The sequence below is a fragment of the Streptomyces flavochromogenes genome (assembly GCF_000717595.1).
GTDB lineage: Bacteria > Actinomycetota > Actinomycetes > Streptomycetales > Streptomycetaceae > Streptomyces > Streptomyces flavochromogenes.
This window is the reverse complement of record NZ_JNZO01000009.1, coordinates 15,188-32,145: the sequence shown is the minus strand read 5'-3', so window position 1 is coordinate 32,145 and position 16,958 is coordinate 15,188. Positions and strand designations below refer to the sequence as shown.

At 70.7% G+C, this 16,958-nt stretch carries 13 protein-coding genes; 6 read left to right on the top strand and 7 right to left on the bottom strand.

All coding sequences use genetic code 11. The features are described 5' to 3' along the window. Position 1: 1 nt before the first annotated feature. A complete protein-coding gene (locus tag IF00_RS0112545) occupies positions 2-994 on the bottom strand; it encodes a zinc ABC transporter substrate-binding protein (protein ID WP_030317427.1) in 993 nt (330 codons plus the stop codon). Positions 995-1,160: 166 nt separating this feature from the next. On the opposite strand from IF00_RS0112545, the gene IF00_RS0112540 reads away from it, so the two are divergent. Further along, positions 1,161-2,543: a glycine--tRNA ligase gene (locus IF00_RS0112540; protein ID WP_030317425.1), complete on the top strand. Its 1,383-nt coding sequence runs from the start codon at positions 1,161-1,163 to the stop codon at positions 2,541-2,543. A 94-nt stretch (positions 2,544-2,637) separates the two neighbouring features. Here the strand turns inward: IF00_RS0112540 and IF00_RS0112535 are convergent, their stop codons facing one another. The 3 genes from IF00_RS0112535 to IF00_RS0112525 form a co-directional block, all read right to left on the bottom strand. Continuing rightward, positions 2,638-3,330, bottom strand: a complete 693-nt coding sequence (locus tag IF00_RS0112535; RefSeq protein ID WP_030317423.1) for a VC0807 family protein — start codon at positions 3,328-3,330, stop codon at positions 2,638-2,640. Positions 3,331-3,527: 197 nt separating this feature from the next. Then, a complete protein-coding gene (locus tag IF00_RS0112530; protein WP_030317421.1) occupies positions 3,528-4,118 on the bottom strand; it encodes a TetR/AcrR family transcriptional regulator in 591 nt (196 codons plus the stop codon). Between the two features lie 43 nt (positions 4,119-4,161). Next, positions 4,162-5,199 carry an aldo/keto reductase gene (locus IF00_RS0112525; RefSeq protein ID WP_030317420.1) on the bottom strand — a complete coding sequence of 346 codons (1,038 nt, stop codon included), beginning with the start codon at positions 5,197-5,199 and terminating at the stop codon, positions 4,162-4,164. A gap of 236 nt (positions 5,200-5,435) precedes the next feature. On the opposite strand from IF00_RS0112525, the gene IF00_RS0112520 reads away from it, so the two are divergent. Next, complete coding sequence (locus tag IF00_RS0112520; RefSeq protein ID WP_030317418.1) at positions 5,436-5,663, top strand: DUF6243 family protein; 228 nt, start codon at positions 5,436-5,438, stop codon at positions 5,661-5,663. Between the two features lie 62 nt (positions 5,664-5,725). Here IF00_RS0112520 and IF00_RS0112515 read toward each other — a convergent pair whose 3' ends face one another. After that, positions 5,726-7,195, bottom strand: a complete 1,470-nt coding sequence (locus IF00_RS0112515; protein WP_030317416.1) for an MFS transporter — start codon at positions 7,193-7,195, stop codon at positions 5,726-5,728. A gap of 110 nt (positions 7,196-7,305) precedes the next feature. Here IF00_RS0112515 and IF00_RS0112510 point away from each other — a divergent pair, with 110 nt between their 5' ends. Beyond that, positions 7,306-8,184: an MmyB family transcriptional regulator gene (locus IF00_RS0112510; RefSeq protein WP_030317414.1), complete on the top strand. Its 879-nt coding sequence runs from the start codon at positions 7,306-7,308 to the stop codon at positions 8,182-8,184. Here IF00_RS0112510 and IF00_RS0112505 read toward each other — a convergent pair. Beyond that, positions 8,171-9,622: an MFS transporter gene (locus tag IF00_RS0112505; protein ID WP_030317412.1), complete on the bottom strand. Its 1,452-nt coding sequence runs from the start codon at positions 9,620-9,622 to the stop codon at positions 8,171-8,173. The genes IF00_RS0112510 and IF00_RS0112505 overlap by 14 nt on opposite strands. Before the next feature lie 52 nt (positions 9,623-9,674). Here IF00_RS0112505 and dusB point away from each other — a divergent pair, with 52 nt between their 5' ends. The 3 genes from dusB to IF00_RS0112490 all read left to right on the top strand — a co-directional run bounded on the left by dusB (position 9,675) and on the right by IF00_RS0112490 (position 15,490). Further along, complete coding sequence (gene dusB / locus IF00_RS0112500) at positions 9,675-10,811, top strand: tRNA dihydrouridine synthase DusB (RefSeq protein WP_030317410.1); 1,137 nt, start codon at positions 9,675-9,677, stop codon at positions 10,809-10,811. A 366-nt stretch (positions 10,812-11,177) separates the two neighbouring features. Then, positions 11,178-13,889, top strand: coding sequence for a pyruvate, phosphate dikinase (ppdK, locus tag IF00_RS0112495; RefSeq protein WP_030317408.1), 2,712 nt, complete (start codon positions 11,178-11,180; stop codon positions 13,887-13,889). A 578-nt stretch (positions 13,890-14,467) separates the two neighbouring features. Further along, positions 14,468-15,490 carry an ArsR/SmtB family transcription factor gene (locus tag IF00_RS0112490; RefSeq protein ID WP_030317407.1) on the top strand — a complete coding sequence of 341 codons (1,023 nt, stop codon included), beginning with the start codon at positions 14,468-14,470 and terminating at the stop codon, positions 15,488-15,490. Between the two features lie 104 nt (positions 15,491-15,594). Here the strand turns inward: IF00_RS0112490 and IF00_RS0112485 are convergent, their stop codons facing one another. Further along, the gene (locus tag IF00_RS0112485) at positions 15,595-16,755 is read right to left on the bottom strand and encodes an alkaline phosphatase PhoX (protein ID WP_030317405.1); all 1,161 of its coding nucleotides are present in this window, start codon (positions 16,753-16,755) and stop codon (positions 15,595-15,597) included. Between the last annotated feature and the right edge of the window lie 203 nt (positions 16,756-16,958).

Sequence of the window (16,958 nt, the reverse complement as noted above, 5' to 3'; positions counted from 1 at the left end):
ATCACTTCGCGCCGAGGGCCTTCTGCAGCGCGGCGAGGTTGGAGCGCATGACCTCGATGTAGTCATCGCCCTTGGACGTGTCCGTGATTCCCTCCAGCGGGTCGAGCACGTCGGTCTTCAGACCGGTGTCGCCGGCGAGGGTCTTCGCGGTCTTGTCGCTCGCGAGGGTCTCGAAGAAGACGGTGGTGACCTTGTCCTTCCTCGCGACGTCCTGGAGTTCCTTGATCCGGGCGGGGCTCGGCTCGGACTCGGGGTCGATGCCGGAGATGCCCTCCTGGTCGAGCCCGTAGCGCTCGGCGAGGTAGCCGAAGGCGGCGTGGGTGGTGATGAAGGTCTTCGTCGTGGAGTTCTTCAGACCGTTCGCGAAGTCGGTGTTCAGGTCGCCGAGCTTCTTGACGAGCGCGTCGGTGTTCTTCTTGTAGTCGGCGGCGTTCGCCGGGTCGGCCTTCTCCAGGGCGGTGCCGACGCCCTTGGCGACCTCGGCGTACTTCACGGGGTCGAGCCAGATGTGCGGGTCGGCGCCGGCCTCGGAGCCGTGGTCGTGACCGGCTTCCTCCTCCGCGTGCTCGCCCTCGGCGTGGTCGTGGCCCTCGTGGCCGACCGCGGTGCCGTGGGCCTCGAGCTTCGTGAGGGTGGCGGCGTCGACGGTGTTCTTGACGCCGGCCTGGGCGATCGCGTCGTCGACGGCGGGCTGGATGCCCTTGAGGTAGAGGACGACGTCGGCCTCGCCGAGCTCGCCGATCTGCCTCGGCTTGAGCTCCAGGTCGTGGGGTTCGACGCCGGGCTTGGTGAGCGTGTTGACGGCGACGTGGCCGCCGCCTATCTGCTCGGCCAGGTACTGCATGGGGTAGAACGACGCCACCACGTCCAGCTTGCCGTCGCTGCCCTTGTCGGCCGCGTCGGAGGTCCCGCCGCAGGCGGAGAGGGTGACGATGCCGAGCGTGACGGCCGCGGCGGCGGCGGTGCTGGATATGAGGCGGCGACGTACGTTCATGACACTCATTTTCAACAAAACTGGAAACGATTGTCAATTGTCGTACGTGTGGCTCCGCCCACGCGGCCCCTCGCACGGTCCCCTCGCCGAACCGATTTGATACGGGGGGTGCGGGCGCCGGTAACCTGAGGCATTCGCACTTCGTCGTCGTAATGAAGAGAGCACCGTGGCCGCCGACAAGATCGACACCATCGTCAGCCTGAGCAAGCGCCGTGGCTTCGTCTACCCGTGCAGCGAGATCTACGGCGGCCAGCGCGCCGCCTGGGACTACGGACCGCTGGGCGTCGAACTCAAGGAGAACCTGAAGCGTCAGTGGTGGCGTTACATGGTCACCGCGCGCGAGGACGTCGTCGGCATCGACTCGTCGGTCATCCTGGCCACCGAGGTCTGGGAGGCCTCCGGCCATGTCGCCACCTTCACGGACCCGCTGACCGAGTGCACCTCCTGCCACAAGCGCTTCCGCGCGGACCACCTGGAGGAGGCGTACGAGGAGAAGCACGGCCGCCTCCCCGAGAACGGCTTCGCCGACCTCAACTGCCCCAACTGTGGCAACAAGGGCACCTTCACCGAGCCCAAGCAGTTCTCCGGCCTGCTCTCCACGCACCTCGGCCCGACCCAGGACACCGGCTCCGTCGCGTACCTGCGTCCCGAGACCGCGCAGGGCATCTTCACCAACTTCGGCCAGGTGCTGCAGACCTCGCGCAAGAAGCCGCCGTTCGGCATCGGCCAGATGGGCAAGTCCTTCCGGAACGAGATCACTCCGGGCAACTTCATCTTCCGCACCCGCGAGTTCGAGCAGATGGAGATGGAGTTCTTCGTCAAGCCGGGCGAGGACGAGCAGTGGCAGGAATACTGGATGGAGCAGCGCTGGAACTGGTACACGGGCCTGGGTCTCCGTGAGGAGAACATGCGCTGGTACGAGCACCCGAAGGAGAAGCTCTCCCACTACTCGAAGCGCACCGCCGACATCGAGTACCGCTTCCAGTTCGGCGGCAGCGAGTGGGGCGAGCTCGAGGGCGTCGCCAACCGCACCGACTACGACCTGAACGCGCACTCCAAGGCCTCCGGCGCCAACCTCACGTACCTGGACCAGGAGTCCGGCGAGCGTTACACGCCGTACGTCATCGAGCCCGCCGCCGGTGTCGGCCGCGCGATGCTGGCCTTCCTGCTCGACGCGTACAACGAGGACGAGGCCCCCAACGCCAAGGGCGTCATGGAGAAGCGCGTCGTGATGCGCCTCGACCCGCGCCTGGCCCCGGTCAAGGTCGCGGTCCTGCCGCTGTCCCGCAACCCGCAGCTCTCCCCGAAGGCCAAGGGCCTGGCGGCGGACCTGCGCCAGAACTGGAACATCGAGTTCGACGACGCCGGCGCCATCGGCCGCCGCTACCGTCGCCAGGACGAGATCGGCACCCCGTTCTGCGTGACCGTCGACTTCGACACCCTTGAGGACAACGCGGTGACCGTGCGCGAGCGCGACACCATGAAGCAGGAGCGCGTCTCCCTCGACCAGATCCAGGGCTACCTGGGCAGCCGCCTCCTCGGCTGCTGATCTCAGGTCGCCGGTCGCTCGTCGTGGGCCGCTGATCGTGTACGGGAAAAGCCCCCGGTTCCGAGAGGAACCGGGGGCTTTCCCGTGGCCGGGGTCAGGCCGCCCGGGCGACGGCGGCCGCCTCGGCCTGCCGTCGTTCACCCTCGGCCGCGCGGCGCCTACCGAACCAGGCCGTCCACACGGCCAGGACGCCGAGGGCCCCGTAGATCATGACCGGGCTCAGCGTGACCATGGTCTTCGTCGGCAGCGCGTACGCGAGGGCGATACGGAGCAGCGCCTCGGCGACGTACGCCACGCCCCACACCAGCGTCATCGTGCGCAGGGTGGAACGGAACCCCTCGTACTGCCACTTGTCGTTCCACCAGGCCGTGCTCGCCGGGGTGCCGTCGGTGGCGAACTTGCGGCCGAAGTAGAACATCAGCGGGCGGGGTGCGAGAAGGGTGGTGAGGCACAGCAGCCCGAACAGGCCCGTCACGGACGAGTCCTTGACCAGGAGCGCGCGGGCGGTGTGCGCGCCGACGAGCGACACCACGGCCGTGATCACCATGAACACCAGGGTGACCATGGCGAACTCGTCCACCTTGCGTCGCCAGGCGACCGTGATCGCGGTGTCGAGGACGGGCCAGGCGCTGCTCAGCAGCAGGGCGGAGAACTCGGACCAGTGGCGGTCCTCGGTCAGGGTGTTGTACGTCAGGATCGGTGCGACCACGTTGAGGCCGATGGTGAGGACCCAGCCGATCGCGGAGGCGGCGCCTGAGCGGGCCGGTGGCTTGGCGGATGCGGACATGGTTCCCCCTGGGAGCGTGTGTGGTCGCGGTGCGGGGGAACGCTAGTCATGTACCGGACAGGGAAGGGGAAAGTCCACGCCAAATGATCTTCAAGGGTGTGGTTCCCCGCCTTGCGATCCCGGCCCCGTGGGTGCCCGGCCCCGTGGGTGCTCGGCCCTGCGGACTCGCGGGTCCACGGACTCCCGGGCCGGCGGAATCAGGCCCGCAGCGCCCGCTGCACCAGGGAGACGATCGCCGTGAACGCGTCCTCGACGTCCGGCGCGGACCAGTCGGCGGCGTGCGCGGGGTTGTGGAAGCGGTCCGTCGCGTCGAAGACCGCACGGGCCGTGGTCCCGAAGTCCCGCTCCGGCGCGGCGAACAGGCCCTCGCCGTGACCGTCCTCCAGGATGCGGGCGATCTGCTCCACGAGGTGCTCCTCGTGCCGGTCGACCACCGCGCTGTTCTCGCCGATCAGGACCTGGAACGTGGCCATCAGCTCCGGATCGCCGCCGGCCTTGCGGCGCTTCAGGGTGAAGAGTGCGGTGAGCCAGCCGGTCAGGCGCTCGTCCGCGGGCTCCCCGGCCTCGACGTGCGGCCGCAGCGCGACGATCGTCCGCTCCAGCCACCGCTCGGTCACCGCCTCGCGCAGCGCCGCCTTCGTACGGAAGTGGCGGTAGACGCTGCCGTGGCTGACGCCGAGGACCCGGGCCACGTCCACGACGGTCGCCTTCGCCGGTCCGTAGCGGCGCAGCACCTCCTCGGTGGCTTCGAGGATGCGCTCGGCGGTCAGGGTCTCGGTCGCGGCCATGGAATGACAGTACCCGTCAGTCACCGGACTCCCGGAGCGCCGGTCAGTGCTCGCTGTCCAGGTGTGCCATCTGCGCCGCGGGGTAGCGGTCGCCGGCCGCCGCACCCGCCGGCACGGCCTCCTCGATCGCCGCGAGGTCGGCGGCGTCGAGCGTGACGTCCAGGGCGCCGAGCGCCTCCGCGAGCCGGTCCCGGCGCCGGGCGCCGACCAGCGGGACGATGTCCACGCCCTGCCGCTCGGCCTGTGCGAGGACCCATGCGACGGCGGTCTGCGCGACGGTCACGCCCTTGGCCTCGGAGAGTGCCCGCAGCCGGTCCACGAGGTCCAGGTTCCGCTGGAGGTTGTCGCCCTGGAAGCGCGGGCTCATGCCCCGGAAGTCGTTCGCCGCGAGCTCCCGGTCGCGGGTGAAGTGGCCGCTGATCAGGCCGCGCGACAGCACCCCGTACGCCGTGACGCCGATGCCCAGCTCCCGGGCGGTCGGCAGGATCTTCTCCTCGATCGACCGCGAGATCAGCGAGTACTCGATCTGGAGGTCCGCGATCGGGGCCACGGCCGCCGCCCGGCGCAGGGTGTCCGCGCCGACCTCGGAGAGCCCGATGTGCCGCACGTGCCCCGCCTCTACCAGCTCGGCGATGGCGCCGACGGTCTCCTCGATCGGCACGTCCGGGTCGACCCGGGCGATCCGGTAGATGTCGATGTGGTCGGTGCCGAGGCGTTGGAGCGAGTAGGCCGCGAAGTTCTTCACGGCGGCCGGCCGCCCGTCGTACCCGGTGAAGCCGCCCTCGACCGTGCGCAGGGCACCGAACTTCACGCTGGTCAGCGCCTGCTCGCGGGCGGCCGCCGGGGCCGTGCGCAGCGCCTCGTCGATCAACAGCTCGTTGTGCCCCATCCCGTAGAAGTCGCCGGTGTCGAGCAGGGTCACCCCCGCGTCCAGGGCGGCGTGGATCGTGGCGATCGACTCGGCGCGGTCGCTCTCGCCGTAGAGCGCGGACATGCCCATGCAGCCGAGGCCGAGGGCGGAGACCTCGGGCCCGGTGGTGCCGAGCCGGCGGGTGGGGACGGGGCGCCCGGTGGTGGTCATGGCTGTCTCCTCGGAGTCGGGGAAGCGGTTCGGTCGGACACGCCAACCATGACATGACCGATGACAGATTTCAATATCTGTCATTCATTCAAGCGGTGCGGGGAAAACCGGATGCCCTCGCCCAGGGGCCGGGGGTAGCGTCACCGGCATGTCTTCGTTCTTCCAGATCTACGAGTGAGCGCCGTCTCCGGCAGCCCGAATCAGACCACCGCCCACCTCACTGACGGGAGAACACCGTGGCGAAGAGCCGCAACAACCTCCTCGGCGTCGGAGGACAGCGCAAGAAGCTGTCCCGCGCCGACCAGCACGGCAACAGCCAGAGCCGCACGGCCGCCCAGCGCTCCGCCGACGACCGCAAGCAGGACCTCCTGAAGAAGATGCGCGAACGCGCCCGGGGAGGCGACGCCGCCGAGACCGCGGCGGACACCGCCGGCACGGCCGACACCGGCACCGGCCAGGAGTAGTCACCACCGCATGACGAAGGGCCCGGGGCGTCTCCACGCCCCGGGCCCCTTCGCCGTCCCGGCTAGCCCACCTTCCTCGGCAGGCGCGCGGACAGTGCCACCGTCACGGCCACCATGGCCAGTTGGACCAGGAGCGTCGTCGTCAGGGCCGTACCCGCGCCCTGGGGCGAGGTCGCCAGGCCCAGGTAGAGGGAGCCCAGGGTGGCGACGCCCAGGGCGAGGGCCGACTGCTGGGTCGTCACCATCACGCCGCTGCCCACGCCCGCGCGTTCCCCCGGGACCTCCGAGAGGATCACCCGGAAGAGCACCGGGAGCTGGAGGCCCTGCCCCAGGCCCGCCATCGCCATGCCCGGGAGCAGGATCCCCACCGAGAGGTCCGGCCAGGCGCGCCAGACCGTCACCGCGAGCAGTCCGATGCCGACGCCCTGGATCAGGCCGCCCGCCGTCACCACGCGCGTGCCCCAGCGTCGTACCAGCCGGGGGCCCGCGAGCGAGGCCGCGAAGAAGGCCACCGCCATCGGGACCAGGGCCAGGCCGGAGGCGATCGCGCCCAGGCCGAGACCCTGCTGGAGGGCGACCGCGATCACGAACATGAAGCCGCCGAAACCCATGCAGAGCGGAAGCAGCAGGACGAGCCCGCGCCGCAGCGACACCAGGCCGAGCAGGCTCGGCGGGACCAGCGGCGTGCCGTCACGGCGGTCCATCCGCCGCTCCACCCGCCAGAACGCCACCGCCGCGAACGGGAACACGGCCAGCGACACCCACGTCCACAGCGGCCAGCCCGCCGCCCGGCCCTCCGTCAGCGGCGCGAGCAGCGTGGTCAGCGCGAGGGCGAGCAGCAGCGTGCCCGGCACGTCCACCGGCGCCGGGCGGTCCGAGCGGGTCTCCGGGACCGTACGGAAGGCCAGGACCAGGCCGACCACCGCCACCGGCACGTTCACCAGGAACACCGCACGCCAGCCCGAGCCCGCGAGGTCGGCGGCCACGAGGACCCCGCCGAGGATCTGTCCGGCCACCATGGAGAGCCCCGCGGTCGCCCCGTACAGGCTCAGCGCCTTGGCGCGCCGCGCGCCCCGCGTCGAGGAGTGGATCGTCGCGAGGACCTGCGGCAGCATCAGCGCCGCCGCCGCGCCCTGCGCCACCCGCGCCCCGACCAGCGTCCAGGCGTCCGGGGCGAGACCGCAGGCGAGCGAGGTCAGCCCGAAGGCCGCCATGCCCGCGAGGAAGAGCCGGCGGCGCCCGAAGAGGTCGCCGAGCCGTCCGCCGAGGACGAGCAGGACGGCGTACGACAGCCCGTACCCGGCGACGACCAGTTCCAGGAGCGCCGGTCCCGCCGCCAGGTCGTGGTCGATCGACGGCAGGGCGACGTTGACGATGAAGAAGTCGATCAGGGGCAGGGCCGCGCCGAGCAGCACGGTGAACAGACCGAGTGAACCGAGCGCCGGTCGGTCGTGGAGGACGGGAGCGGACCCGGGCGGGGTGCCGCCCGGGGGAGAGGCCGGAGAACGGGGAGAAGCGGAGGTCGTAGTCACGGCATCGACGATCCGCCGCTCCTCAGCCTGGTACCAGAGTGTCTTTATCCTGGTAGAAGCAGTACCTGGCACGGGTCTCCCGGGCCCGGCACCCTGGGAGCGTGACGACCATGACGACGGCCGAACCCGGTACGCGGCGACACGAGCTCGCCGCCTTCCTGCGCAGCCGGCGCGAGCGCATCACCCCCGAGCAGGTCGGCCTGCCCCGGGGGCGCCGCCGCCGCACCCCCGGTCTGCGCCGCGAGGAGGTCGCCCACCTCTCCGCCGTCGGCGTCACCTGGTACACCTGGCTGGAGCAGGCCCGTGACATCCAGGTCTCCCCGCAGGTCCTGGACGCCCTCGCCAGAGCCCTGCTGCTCGACCCGACCGAACGCAGCCACCTCTTCGCCCTCGCCGCCCAGAGCGATCCGCACCCCGAGACGGCCTGCCCGGCCGTCACCCCCGCGCTGCGCGAGCTGCTCCACCAGCTGGAGCCCGTGCCCGCCTGCGTGCAGAACAGCCGGTACGACTTCCTCGCCTACAACCGCACCTTCGGGCGGCTCTACTGCGACCTGGACGCGCTGCCCCGCGAGGACCGCAACACCCTCTGGCTGGCCTTCACCCACGAGGACTTCCGCGCGGCCTTCGGCGACCTCCCGGAGGTCCTGCGCGCGATGGTCGGCAAGCTCCGCGCCTCCATGGCCGAGCACCTGGCCGAACCCGCCTGGAAGGCGCTGGTCCAGCGGCTCCAGGACGCGTCCCCGGAGTTCCGCGAGCTCTGGGAACGGCGCGACGTCGCCGACCTCGCCGGCCGCGCCAAGGTCATCCGGAACGCCCAGGTGGGCGTGCTGCACCTGGAACACACCAATCTCTGGCTCGGGCCCGCCGCCGGACCGCGCCTCGGCACGTACGTACCCCTCGACGAGGAGTCCCGGGCGCGGCTCGAACGGCTCCTGGAACTGGCCGTACGAGAGGAGGCGCGGCAGTCATGGGCCCTCAGCGCCGTCTGAGCGGCAGGTCCCCCGCCGCCCGCGTCCCGTCGTCCGTCTCCAGGCACCGTGCCGTCCGCTCCGCCGTGCGGCGGGCCCACTGTCCGCTGGTCAGCGCGCCGACCGCGAGGACGGCGAGGCCGCAGGCCGTCACCACCCAGTAGCCCGGCCGTGCCGCCGTCACGAAGTCGTCCGGGGACATTCCGGCGCCCACCCCCGTCGCGAGCACCGTCCCGACGACCGCCACCCCGAGCGTCTGCCCCACCTGGCGGCTCGTCGAGGCCACCGCCGCCGCCACCCCGGCCTGCGCGCGGGGCATCCCCGAGACGGCCGTGTTGGTGATCGGCGCGTTCACCAGGCCGAAGCCGATGCCGAAGGCCACGTACCCGATGAAGAGCAGCGGATCGTGGGTCTCCGCCTCGAAGGCCGCGAAGAGCAGCGCTCCCGTCGCCATCGCCGTGCCCGCGAGCAGCAGCGGGAGACGGGGGCCGCGCGCGCCCGTGAGCCGCCCCGACAGCGGCGCGAAGCCGAAGGTCATGCCCGCCATCGGCAGCACGTACAGGCCGGCGTCCAGCGGGGAGAGCCCGCGTACCTCCTGGAGGTACAGGGTGTTCAGGAACAGGAAGCCGGCGAAGCCCGAGAAGGCGCAGATCGCGACGACGGTGGCGCCGCTGAACGGCGCGCTGCGGAAGAACCGCAGGTCGATCAGGGGTTCGCGGCGCCTCGGCTCGTACACGAGGACCCCGCCGAGCGCCACGGCGGCGATGCCGGCGAAGAGCGGGTCGGTCTCGATGATCGCGTACGTGAGGGAGCCCAGGAGCGTCGCCACCAGGAGCTGGCCGACCGGGTCCGGGCGCCGGGGCCGGGGCGCGCGGGACTCGGGGACGTACCGCAGGGTGAGGAGCCAGGCGACGAGGGCGACCGGCAGGTTGACCCAGAAGATCGCCCGCCAGCCGACCGACTCGACGAGCGCACCGCCCACCAGCGGCCCCAGGGCCAGCGAGATGCCGACGACCGCGCCCCAGACGCCGATGGCACGCGCGCGTGCGGCGGGTTCGGTGAAGGTGTTGGTGATGATCGACATGGCGACCGGGTTGAGCATCGAGCCGCCCACCGCCTGCACCGCCCGGAAGGCGATCAGCGCCTCCAGGTTCGGGGCGAGGGAGCAGAGCAGCGAGCCGAGCGCGAAGACGACGAGGCCGGTCACGAAGACCCTGCGGCGACCGATCCGGTCGGCGGTGGAGCCGGCCAGCATCAGCAGCGAGGCCAGGACCAGGGTGTAGGCGTCGATGACCCACTGCAGGCCGGAGACGGAGGCGTCGAGGTCGCGCCGCAGGGAGGGCAGGGCGACGTTGAGCGCGGTGTTGTCCAGGCTGACGATCAGCAGGCTCGTGCAGCAGATCGACAGGACGACGAGCTGCCGGCGCCGGGGGAGCGGCGAGCGTGTGAGCTCTGGCATGTTCGGATAGTACGGCTAACTAATGACTGGCGCAGTGCGCGACAATGGGCCAATGACCGCGTTCTCCCCCCTTGCCATCGGGCCGCACATCGTGCAGCCGCCGGTGGTGCTCGCCCCCATGGCCGGCATCACCAACGCCCCCTTCCGTACCCTCTGCCGCGAGTTCAGCGGCGGCAAGGGGCTGTTCGTGAGCGAGATGATCACGACGCGCGCCCTGGTCGAGCGCAACGAGAAGACGATGCAGCTCATCCGCTTCGACGCGACCGAGCAGCCGCGCTCGATCCAGCTGTACGGGGTGGACCCCGTGACGGTCGGCAAGGCCGTGCGGATGATCGTCGACGAGGACCTCGCCGACCACATCGACCTGAACTTCGGCTGTCCGGTCCCCAAGGTGACCCGGAAGGGCGGCGGCTCGGCCCTGCCCTACAAGCGGCCGCTGCTGCGCGCGATCCTCAACGAGGCCGTGACCAACGCGGGCGACCTGCCGGTCACGATGAAGATGCGCAAGGGCATCGACGACGACCACATCACGTATCTGGACGCGGGCCGGATCGCGGTGGAGGAGGGCGTCACGGCGATCGCCCTGCACGGGCGGACGGCGGCGCAGCACTACGGCGGCACGGCTGACTGGGACGCGATCGCGCGCCTCAAGGAGCACGTGCCGGAGATCCCGGTCCTCGGCAACGGCGACATCTGGTCCGCCGACGACGCCCTGCGGATGATGCGGGAGACGGGCTGCGACGGCGTGGTCGTCGGCCGTGGCTGCCTGGGGCGGCCGTGGCTCTTCGCGGACCTGGTGGCCGGCTTCGAGGGCACGGGGGCCTACGCGGCGCCGGGGCTGCGGGTGGTCGCGGACGCGATGGTGCGGCACGCGCGGCTGCTCGGGGAGTGGATCGGCGACGAGGCACGCGGTGTCATCGACTTCCGCAAGCATGTGGCCTGGTACCTGAAGGGCTTCTCGGTGGGTTCCGAGATGCGCAAGAAGCTGGCGATCACCTCGTCCCTCGACGAACTGAGCGCTCAGTTGAGCGAGCTGGACCTTGATCAGTCGTGGCCGGTGGGTGCCGACGGCCCTCGGGGTCGTACGTCCGGAAACAACCGAGTTGTCCTGCCGGACGGCTGGTTGAAGGACCCGTACGACTGCTCCGGCGTGAGCGAGGATGCCGAGCTGGACACGTCCGGCGGCTGAGATTCGGCCTTGATTCGGCCTTTCCGGGGGAGTGATCCTCGCCACCCTTGAGGGGGGTGGTGCTCAGATGAGCAGGTTGGGAACGGCTGCATCGCCTGAAGGGTGGCACGGGGTGCCACCCTTTTTGCGTTCAAGGCTTGAACGCAAGTGCTCGGATGCGCGCTCATGTGAGCGAGTTGTCCCTGGTTTGGGTCATGGCGTCTTCGGGGCCTGAAAGCGGAGGCTACTTCGCGGTTACTTTCGAAGTGCTGGCGGACGGGTGGTTAAGGCCACGTGACCGCTAGGCGTACCTCCCCAGAAGCCTTCGATCTGGGTATGTTCCTCGCCGTCAGGGCAGCCAACCGAGTCATCGAGGAGTCGGGACCCGTGTCGGAAATTAATGATCAGAAGTTCGTCTACGACTTCACCGAGGGCAACAGGGACCTGAAGGACCTGCTCGGTGGCAAGGGCGCGAACCTCGCCGAGATGACCAACCTCGGCCTGCCGGTTCCCCCCGGCTTCACGATCACCACCGAGGCGTGCAAGGTCTACCTCGAGAGCGGCTCGGAGCCGGTCGAGCTCCGTGACGAGGTGAGTGCCCACCTCGACGCCCTTGAGCAGCAGATGGGCAAGAAGCTCGGCCAGGCCGACGACCCGCTGCTCGTCTCCGTGCGCTCCGGGGCGAAGTTCTCCATGCCGGGCATGATGGACACCGTCCTCAACATCGGCCTCTCCGACGCGTCCGTCGTCGGTCTCGCCGGCCAGGCCGACAACGAGCGCTTCGCGTGGGACTCGTACCGCCGGCTCATCCAGATGTTCGGCAAGACCGTCCTCGGTGTCGAGGGCGAGCTCTTCGAGGACGCGCTGGACGAGGCGAAGGCCGCGAAGAAGGTCGCCAGCGACACCGACCTCGACGCCGCCGACCTGAAGAAGGTCGTCGAGCACTTCAAGAAGATCGTGAAGGCCGAGACCGGCCGCGACTTCCCCCAGGACCCGCGTGAGCAGATGGACCTCGCGATCGAGGCCGTCTTCAACTCCTGGAACACCGACCGCGCGAAGCTGTACCGCCGCCAGGAGCGCATCCCGGGCGACCTCGGCACCGCCGTCAACGTCTGCTCGATGGTCTTCGGCAACCTCGGCCCGGACTCCGGCACCGGCGTCGCCTTCACCCGCGACCCCGCCTCCGGCCACGCCGGCGTCTACGGCGACTACCTGCAGAACGCGCAGGGCGAGGACGTCGTCGCCGGTATCCGCAACACCGTGCCGCTGGCCGACCTCGAGTCGATCGACAAGACGTCGTACGACCAGCTCATGCACATCATGAACACGCTGGAGACCCACTACAAGGATCTCTGCGACATCGAGTTCACCATCGAGCGCGGCCAGCTCTGGATGCTCCAGACCCGGGTCGGCAAGCGCACCGCCGGTGCCGCCTTCCGCATCGCCACGCAGCTCGTGGACCAGGGCCTGATCGACGAGGCCGAGGCGCTCCAGCGCGTCACCGGCGCGCAGCTCGCCCAGCTGATGTTCCCCAAGTTCGACGAGGACGCGAAGGTCGAGCAGATCGGGCGCGGCATCGCCGCCTCCCCGGGCGCGGCCGTCGGCAAGGCCGTCTTCGACTCGTACACCGCCGTCAAGTGGTCCCGCTCGGGCGAGAAGGTCATCCTGATCCGCCGCGAGACCAACCCGGACGACCTGGACGGCATGATCGCCGCCGAGGGCATCCTCACCTCGCGCGGCGGCAAGACCTCGCACGCCGCCGTCGTCGCCCGCGGCATGGGCAAGACCTGTGTCTGCGGCGCCGAGGAGCTCGAGGTCGACACCAAGCGCCGCCGGATGACCACGGCCGACGGCCAGGTCGTCGAGGAGGGCGACGTCGTCTCCATCGACGGCTCCACCGGCAAGGTCTACCTCGGTGAGGTACCCGTCGTACCGTCCCCGGTCGTCGAGTACTTCGAGGGCCGCATGCACGCCGGCGCCGACGACGCCGACGAGCTCGTCGCCGCCGTGCACCGGATCATGGCCTACGCCGACCGCGTCCGCCGGCTGCGCGTCCGCGCCAACGCCGACAACGCCGAGGACGCCAACCGCGCCCGCCGCTTCGGCGCCCAGGGCATCGGCCTCTGCCGCACCGAGCACATGTTCCTCGGCGAGCGCCGCCAGTTCGTCGAGCGGCTGATCCTGGCCGACACCGACGTCGAACGCGACGACGCCCTGGAAGCCCTCCTGCCGCTGCAGAAGACCGACTTCGTCGAGCTCTTCGAGGCCATGGACGGGCTGCCCGTCACGGTCCGGCTGCTCGACCCGCCGCTGCACGAGTTCCTGCCCGACATCACCGAGCTCTCGGTGCGCGTCGCCCTCGCCGAGTCCCGCAAGGAGCCGCACGAGAACGACCTGCGTCTCCTCCAGGCCGTCCACCGGCTGCACGAGCAGAACCCGATGCTGGGTCTGCGCGGTGTCCGCCTCGGTCTGGTCATCCCCGGCCTGTTCACCATGCAGGTCCGCGCGATCGCCGAGGCCGCGGCCCAGCGCATCGACGCCAAGGGCGACCCGCGCGTCGAGATCATGATCCCGCTCGTCGGCACCGTCCAGGAGCTGGAGATCGTCCGCGAGGAGGCCGAGCAGGTCATCGCCGAGGTCCAGGCCCGCACCGGTGTCGAGCTCAAGCTCGCGCTGGGCACCATGATCGAGCTGCCGCGCGCCGCCGTGACCGCCGGTCAGATCGCCGAGGCCGCGGAGTTCTTCTCCTTCGGCACCAACGACCTGACGCAGACGGTCTGGGGCTTCTCCCGTGACGACGTGGAGGCCTCGTTCTTCACCGCGTACCTGGAGAAGGGCATCTTCGGCGTCAGCCCCTTCGAGACCATCGACAAGGACGGTGTCGGCGCGCTGGTGCGCAGCGCCGTCCAGGCCGGCCGCGCCACCCGCCCCGACATCAAGCTCGGTGTCTGCGGCGAGCACGGCGGCGACCCGGAGTCGGTGCACTTCTTCCACGAGGTCGGTCTGGACTACGTCTCCTGCTCGCCCTTCCGGATCCCGGTGGCGCGTCTGGAGGCCGGCCGCGCTGCGGCCGAGTCGAAGGGCAGCGACAGCCGCTGAGTCCTGCTGAACGGGGGTTCAGGAGCGGCGGTCGGGCCCTCCTGAACCCCCGTTCAGCAGCGGGAATCACCGAACCACTCCGGTACCACCGGGGGCGCCGCCGGTCATCACACCACCCTCACCGGCGGGCGGCGTCCCCGGAATCACGGCGACGGGACGGACACCTTTGTGCGGAGGTGTCCGTCCCGTCGTTTGTTTGTTGAGCGGATGTGAGTAGTTGTTCAATTGCGCCTGATTGAATTATTGGCCATTGAACTTCCTCGTTCCTCCGCAAAGGATCCACCGCAAAGAATGGAGCGGGCGCGACCCCCGGATCCCCACCCGGAGGCCGCGCCCTTTACCGATGCCGGGCAGGTGAGCCGCAACCTCGCCGACCGCCGCCGGACGAGCAAAGCCCCCCACGGTCTTCGCCACGTCACCTCGGTCCTGAAGGTTTCCTGCCCGACCCGTACAGCTTTTCGGTTCCGCCCCCATTGCCGCGATGCTTTTCAACTGTGGCTGAAACACCCTGGTAACGTGCAGTGATGCTGTGCATACTCGTCGTCGGGGGTGGTTGCGAGTGCACAGGTGGGGACGTCATGCTGCGGATTCATTTCACCGGAAACGACCTGGCGGGGGTGCGGACCGCCGCCCGGCCCGATGTTCTGTGGGAAACGATTCTCAGTTTTCACCGTTTAAGGGACCGGCGCGGCCCCGTCGTCTTCGGAGATTGGCGCTCCGAAACCCGGATGCGGCTCGGTGGTGAGACCCGGCTCCTCGCCGCGCTCGTTCCCAGCCGCGGCTATTTTCCCGACTTCCTGACGCCCGCCGAGGGCGTGCACGGGCTCGACGAGGGCCTGGAGGCGATCCGCGCGACCGACTCCGGCCGGCTCCGCGGCGAACTCTCGCTGCTCGCCGCGCACCGCTCCGGCGGACGGACCGTACCCCATTCGCTGCGGGCCCTCGCCGACGGCGGCGCGGAGCCCTTCGACCGGCTCGTGGGGGCGCTGCGGAGCTACCACCGGGCCGCCGTGGAGCCGTACTGGCCGCACATCAGGGCCCGTGTCGAAGCCGACCGGGCCCGGCGCGGCCGCGCGCTCCTGGACGGCGGTGCCGAGGAACTCCTCGCCTCGCTGCCGCCGATGCTGCGCTGGCGCGCGCCCGTCCTGGAGGCCGACTACCCGGTCGACCGGGACGTCCACCTCGACGGGCGGGGGCTGCTGCTCCAGCCCTCGTACTTCTGCCGGGGGACGCCCGTGGTGCTGCGCGATCCCGCGCTGCCGCCGGTCCTCGTCTACCCCGTCACCCACGGCGAGGCGCCGACGGTGCGCGCGCCGGGCGGCTCCTCGCTCGCCAAGCTGGTCGGCCAGACCCGCTCGGCGGTCCTGCACGCCATCGGCGACGGCGGTACGACGAGCGAACTCGCCCGGCGGGCCGGGGTGTCACTGGCCTCGGCGAGCCAGCACGCGGGCGTGCTGCGCGAGGCGGGGCTCATCGCGACCCTGCGGCACGGGAACGCGGTCCTGCACACACTGACGCCGCTGGGCGCCGCCCTTCTCGGCGGCGCGCAGCGGACGGTGGACCTGCGGTGCTACGCCCGGAACGGGACGGTCACCTCGTAGGGATCGCGGGGCGGGAGGGACCCGCCGCCGCGCGGTAGCCGGACGCGGAACGGGCCCGTCACCGCGCGGGCGTCACGCGGGGGACGGGCCCGTCACCTCGTACGTCAGGCGCGGAACGGACCCGTCACCTCGTACGTGATGCCGGCGGAGGAGCTGCCGCTCGTCCCGCGCTGGCTGGAGAAGTACAGGCGCCTGCCGTCGGGGGAGAAGGCGGGGCCGGTGATCTCCGAGGAGGACTGGCCGCTGATCCGGAGGAACGGGGCGACGACGTCGTCCGGGGTGATGACGCAGATCTCCATGTTGCCGCCGTCCTCGGCGATGAACAGGTCGCCGGAGGAGGAGCCCGTGACGTTGTCGACACCGGTGAGCGGGGCGGCGCCGCTCGGCACCAGCGAGTCGTCGTACGCCAGCTCGTAGGTGCTGGTCGCGAGGTTGAGCTGCCAGAGGCGGTTGTCGCCCTTGGTGGTGAACCAGACGGTGTCGTTGGCGTAGTGGCAGCCCTCGCCGCCGTTGAACTTCTTCGAGCCCGAGACCTGGCTGCGGGTCACGGTCGGGGAGCCGTCCGGGTCCGGCACGTTCTGCCAGGTGAAGGAGCCGGAGGCGGCGGAGCCCGCGACCATCACCTGGAGGGTGCCCGCGGAGAGGTCGCCCCAGGTGGTGGGGACGAAGCGGTAGAAGCAGCCGCTCGTCTCGTCCTCGGTCAGGTAGACGACCTTGCGGACCGGGTCGGCCGCGGCGGCCTCGTGCTTGAACCGGCCCATGGCGGCGCGGCGGACGGCGGCGTTCACGCCGTACGGGTCGGTCTCGTAGACGTACCCGAGGCTGACCTCCTCGCAGGAGAGCCAGGTGTTCCACGGGGTCTTGCCGCCCGCGCAGTTCTGACGTGTGTCGGACAGGATGCGGTAGGCGCCGGTGACGGCGCCGGTGGAGCCGAAGCGCACCGCGCTCGCGCCGCCGCTCGGGTTGATCTCCGAGTTCGACACGTAGATCCAGCCGGTGCCGTCGGCGAAGCACGCGCCGCCGTCGGGGGCGCTGTGCCAGGTGTACGAGGTGCCGGGCACGGTCTGGCCCGACCGTGCGATGACCCGGCTGGTGAAACCGGCGGGCAGCAGGATGCCGTTGGCGTCCGCCGCGCCGAGGGCGCCGTAGGGGCCGGCGCCGGGCTGCGCGGGGGCCGCGTAGGCGGCGCCGTGCATCAGGGTGCCGCCGAAGGCGGCCGCCGACGTGCCGATGACCGCTCCGCGCAGAAAACTGCGTCGCTCCACGTCTCACTCCTGGGAAGGGTGGTGAACCGCCCCGTCAGTCCGGTCGGCGACGGGGTCGCGCGTTTCCGGAAACTAGGAGTACGGAATTGACTGTGCATCAACAAGCGGTGAAGGGGAAGCGGCGATGCCCTGTCGGGTGGGCGGGGCCCTGTCGGGTGGGGCCCCGCGGGGTGGGGCGGGCAGGGACGGGACGTTCGGCTCTA

Bases quoted from the DNA above. Each gene is read 5' to 3' on its own strand.
- IF00_RS0112545 (WP_030317427.1), bottom strand. From the start codon at position 994: ATGAACGTACGTCGCCGCCTCATATCCAGCACCGCCGCCGCCGCGGCC.
- IF00_RS0112535 (WP_030317423.1), bottom strand. From the start codon at position 3,330: ATGTCCGCATCCGCCAAGCCACCGGCCCGCTCAGGCGCCGCCTCCGCG.
- IF00_RS0112530 (WP_030317421.1), bottom strand. From the start codon at position 4,118: ATGGCCGCGACCGAGACCCTGACCGCCGAGCGCATCCTCGAAGCCACC.
- IF00_RS0112525 (WP_030317420.1), bottom strand. From the start codon at position 5,199: ATGACCACCACCGGGCGCCCCGTCCCCACCCGCCGGCTCGGCACCACC.
- IF00_RS0112510 (WP_030317414.1), top strand. From the start codon at position 7,306: ATGACGACGGCCGAACCCGGTACGCGGCGACACGAGCTCGCCGCCTTC.
- IF00_RS0112505 (WP_030317412.1), bottom strand. From the start codon at position 9,622: ATGCCAGAGCTCACACGCTCGCCGCTCCCCCGGCGCCGGCAGCTCGTC.
- dusB (WP_030317410.1), top strand. From the start codon at position 9,675: ATGACCGCGTTCTCCCCCCTTGCCATCGGGCCGCACATCGTGCAGCCG.
- IF00_RS0112490 (WP_030317407.1), top strand. From the start codon at position 14,468: ATGCTGCGGATTCATTTCACCGGAAACGACCTGGCGGGGGTGCGGACC.